We start from the raw sequence: 4,204 nt of genomic DNA on the forward strand, positions 1-4,204 counted from the left end.
CTACATGATTTTGATAAACTACATGATTTTGATAAACTACATGATTTTGATAACCTACATGATTTTACCTACATGATTTTGATAAACTACATGATCAAGTTAGACTCAAGTTTTCGACTTAATTATGTAATGGGTAATATGGTTTATTATGGAAATTTTAGTTTGTGTTTTTTGGCAAACGGCACATAAAAAAACCACTTTCAAGTTAACACTCGTATTTTAACTTGAAAGTGCATGTTACAAGTAGATATGCTAGTAAGCATAATGGATAAAATAAAAAATGTAAATAATCAAAAAAAATAATTGCAAATTCCAATATGAATTGAATTTTTAGAAAAGTGTACTACTATTGAGTAGTAATAATTACTTTATATTGTCAATAATATTGATATTTGCAAGTAATTAAGTAATAATATCTTGCGCGCTATTTGTAGCACAAAATATTATCGCCTAAGTAGTAAGAAATGAATTATAAGAATTTGTTTCCTAGGAAGGACGCGCTTTCTAAATTAAACTTGAGTGCGATTGAATATTGTGTTTTAGGTGATATGAAACGTGTTATTTCTGAATTGAAAAATAATTCTTCCAAAGATGAAAATTGTAATTTCATGTTGCCTTTGTTTGAAAATTATAATGAAAAATGTTTTGATAAATTTTTTGTGAAGTTGGGTCCTAGTAGAGCTAAACAACTAATTAGTTTGTTCCGTAAAATTAAAACAAGAATAAGTGATAGTCTGTTTGAAACAGAAGTTCTTTTACTGTACTTGTGTATTGAAGATGAGGATATGTGTTTAGCAAATCTTCTGTATTGTGGGGGTGAAGACTGTGGGGGCGAAGACAATTGTTTTGATTGCATGGGGTCTGATCTTGATCAACAATTCAAAAATATAAGTAAAACATTAATTTCTATGCTAGAGGATTTTGGTGTTTTTGTGTAGGATTTTTTACTAAAACAAGTTTAAATTATTTGTGATTTTCAAGTTGGTTTAGTCTACTAAAGAACTTATTATTTTATAACTTATTATAGCGCAAGCTTGTTCGGTGGTGTAATTAAGCTTATAATGGACTAAAAATCCACAATCTGTTGTTTTTCTAGTGCAACATTTAGTTATAATTTTAAATTCTTTTAATTTTTTAAGATATTTTTTCATTGTTGTTAGTTTAACATGTGCTAGGTGGGCTTTTGAAAGGCCATAATTATACAGCCTAAGCACATTTTCTATTGGATATTGACCAAATTGGTTATTTACTATTTCTATTGCAAAGACAAGAATTTCTAATTTTATTTGTTTTTTGTTAAATATTACCCCATTTTTATCCCTAATTTTTTGTTAAAAAAGATTAGCTTTTGTATTTTCTTTTTATGGGTTAAAATCCATAAAAACGCAATCTCCATGTAAAAACTAACAAGACCGGTTAATTAGTTTTGTTATTTTTTTTCAGTAAAACAGAAAGTAAAAAAGAAAACATTGATAATAATAAAAATATAAAAGCTATTTTGATTTTATTACGCAAGTATAAATTATGAATGCCTATGTAGCCAAAAGGCAAACACAATAAAAATATTAATCCTGAATAAAATTGTTTGTTTTGTCTATTTGTAGTCCTACAAGCGACACAAATTTTGTCATAATTTTTAATTAATTTTTTGCAATAAAAACATTGTATACTATTAAAATATTTACGCAAAATTGGCTCCCCAAACAAAAAATCTACTAAAAATTGTACAATCAAAAAACGGCTCTTTCAATATTCAAATTATTTTGTGAATAAATTGTAAATAATGTAGAGCACCATATTATACTTACTTTTTAAGTATCGTACTAATGAAGATTAAAAATATAAATTTCTACTATAATAGTAACGCATCGAATAAAAAATACAAATAATCAGAAAAATAATTGCAAATTAAGGGACAATTTTTTTAAAAAATGATTTTCTTAGCAAGAATTATTATAAATAGAGTAGCAATTCTTGTTACATTTCTAATTTTCAAGTTTTGATTTTTACGGTTAGAAAATTTCTTGAAAAATTAGGTGGAGGTTAAATTTCTCATGGTTAAAGTTTGGAGCCAAGATATTTATACTAATTAAAAATTATATATATAATTTTTAATTAGTATAAATATCTTGGCTCCAAACTTTAACCATGAGAAATTTAACCTCCACCTAATTTTTCAAGAAATTTTCTAACCGTAAAAATCAAAACTTGAAAATTAGAAATGTAACAAGAATTGCTACTCTATTTATAATAATTCTTGCTAAGAAAATCATTTTTTAAAAAAATTGTCCCTTAATTTGCAATTATTTTTCTGATTATTTGTATTTTTTATTCGATGCGTTACTATTATAGTAGAAATTTATATTTTTAATCTTCATTAGTACGATACTTAAAAAGTAAGTATAATATGGTGCTCTACATTATTTACAATTTATTCACAAAATAATTTGAATATTGAAAGAGCCGTTTTTTGATTGTACAATTTTTAGTAGATTTTTTGTTTGGGGAGCCAATTTTGCGTAAATATTTTAATAGTATACAATGTTTTTATTGCAAAAAATTAATTAAAAATTATGACAAAATTTGTGTCGCTTGTAGGACTACAAATAGACAAAACAAACAATTTTATTCAGGATTAATATTTTTATTGTGTTTGCCTTTTGGCTACATAGGCATTCATAATTTATACTTGCGTAATAAAATCAAAATAGCTTTTATATTTTTATTATTATCAATGTTTTCTTTTTTACTTTCTGTTTTACTGAAAAAAAATAACAAAACTAATTAACCGGTCTTGTTAGTTTTTACATGGAGATTGCGTTTTTATGGATTTTAACCCATAAAAAGAAAATACAAAAGCTAATCTTTTTTAACAAAAAATTAGGGATAAAAATGGGGTAATATTTAACAAAAAACAAATAAAATTAGAAATTCTTGTCTTTGCAATAGAAATAGTAAATAACCAATTTGGTCAATATCCAATAGAAAATGTGCTTAGGCTGTATAATTATGGCCTTTCAAAAGCCCACCTAGCACATGTTAAACTAACAACAATGAAAAAATATCTTAAAAAATTAAAAGAATTTAAAATTATAACTAAATGTTGCACTAGAAAAACAACAGATTGTGGATTTTTAGTCCATTATAAGCTTAATTACACCACCGAACAAGCTTGCGCTATAATAAGTTATAAAATAATAAGTTCTTTAGTAGACTAAACCAACTTGAAAATCACAAATAATTTAAACTTGTTTTAGTAAAAAATCCTACACAAAAACACCAAAATCCTCTAGCATAGAAATTAATGTTTTACTTATATTTTTGAATTGTTGATCAAGATCAGACCCCATGCAATCAAAACAATTGTCTTCGCCCCCACAGTCTTCACCCCCACAATACAGAAGATTTGCTAAACACATATCCTCATCTTCAATACACAAGTACAGTAAAAGAACTTCTGTTTCAAACAGACTATCACTTATTCTTGTTTTAATTTTACGGAACAAACTAATTAGTTGTTTAGCTCTACTAGGACCCAACTTCACAAAAAATTTATCAAAACATTTTTCATTATAATTTTCAAACAAAGGCAACATGAAATTACAATTTTCATCTTTGGAAGAATTATTTTTCAATTCAGAAATAACACGTTTCATATCACCTAAAACACAATATTCAATCGCACTCAAGTTTAATTTAGAAAGCGCGTCCTTCCTAGGAAACAAATTCTTATAATTCATTTCTTACTACTTAGGCGATAATATTTTGTGCTACAAATAGCGCGCAAGATATTATTACTTAATTACTTGCAAATATCAATATTATTGACAATATAAAGTAATTATTACTACTCAATAGTAGTACACTTTTCTAAAAATTCAATTCATATTGGAATTTGCAATTATTTTTTTTGATTATTTACATTTTTTATTTTATCCATTATGCTTACTAGCATATCTACTTGTAACATGCACTTTCAAGTTAAAATACGAGTGTTAACTTGAAAGTGGTTTTTTTATGTGCCGTTTGCCAAAAAACACAAACTAAAATTTCCATAATAAACCATATTACCCATTACATAATTAAGTCGAAAACTTGAGTCTAACTTGATCATGTAGTTTATCAAAATCATGTAGGTAAAATCATGTAGGTTATCAAAATCATGTAGTTTATCAAAATCATGTAGTTTATCAAAATCATGTAG

At 25.7% G+C, this 4,204-nt stretch carries 6 protein-coding genes; 3 read left to right on the forward strand and 3 right to left on the reverse strand.

Features of this window, described 5'->3' with window-relative positions; all coding sequences use genetic code 11:
• The coding region (locus HNP68_RS06150) for a hypothetical protein (protein ID WP_183221487.1) at window positions 1-189 on the forward strand (189 nt) is incomplete at its 5' end.
• Window positions 190-464: 275 nt separating this feature from the next.
• Complete coding sequence (locus HNP68_RS06145; RefSeq protein WP_183221490.1) at window positions 465-938, forward strand: P52 family lipoprotein; 474 nt, start codon at window positions 465-467, stop codon at window positions 936-938.
• Between the two features lie 48 nt (window positions 939-986).
• Here the strand turns inward: HNP68_RS06145 and HNP68_RS06140 are convergent, their stop codons facing one another.
• A complete protein-coding gene (locus tag HNP68_RS06140) occupies window positions 987-1,325 on the reverse strand; it encodes a plasmid maintenance protein (protein WP_183221491.1) in 339 nt (112 codons plus the stop codon).
• 1,593 nt (window positions 1,326-2,918) lie between these two features.
• Here HNP68_RS06140 and HNP68_RS06135 point away from each other — a divergent pair.
• Entirely contained in the window at window positions 2,919-3,218 is a 300-nt protein-coding gene (locus HNP68_RS06135) for a plasmid maintenance protein (protein ID WP_420703298.1), read from the forward strand.
• A 48-nt stretch (window positions 3,219-3,266) separates the two neighbouring features.
• Here the strand turns inward: HNP68_RS06135 and HNP68_RS06130 are convergent, their stop codons facing one another.
• Complete coding sequence (locus tag HNP68_RS06130) at window positions 3,267-3,740, reverse strand: P52 family lipoprotein (RefSeq protein ID WP_183221490.1); 474 nt, start codon at window positions 3,738-3,740, stop codon at window positions 3,267-3,269.
• A gap of 275 nt (window positions 3,741-4,015) precedes the next feature.
• Window positions 4,016-4,204, reverse strand: a 189-nt coding sequence (locus HNP68_RS06125; protein ID WP_183221487.1) for a hypothetical protein, incomplete at its 5' end; no start/stop codon positions are given.

It is taken from the genome of Borreliella yangtzensis, assembly GCF_014201775.1.
GTDB classification, from domain to species: Bacteria; Spirochaetota; Spirochaetia; order Borreliales; family Borreliaceae; genus Borreliella; species Borreliella yangtzensis.

Excerpts from the sequence above, each read along its gene's own strand:
- HNP68_RS06145 (WP_183221490.1), top strand. The coding sequence starts at position 465 with ATGAATTATAAGAATTTGTTTCCTAGGAAGGACGCGCTTTCTAAATTA.
- HNP68_RS06130 (WP_183221490.1), bottom strand. The coding sequence starts at position 3,740 with ATGAATTATAAGAATTTGTTTCCTAGGAAGGACGCGCTTTCTAAATTA.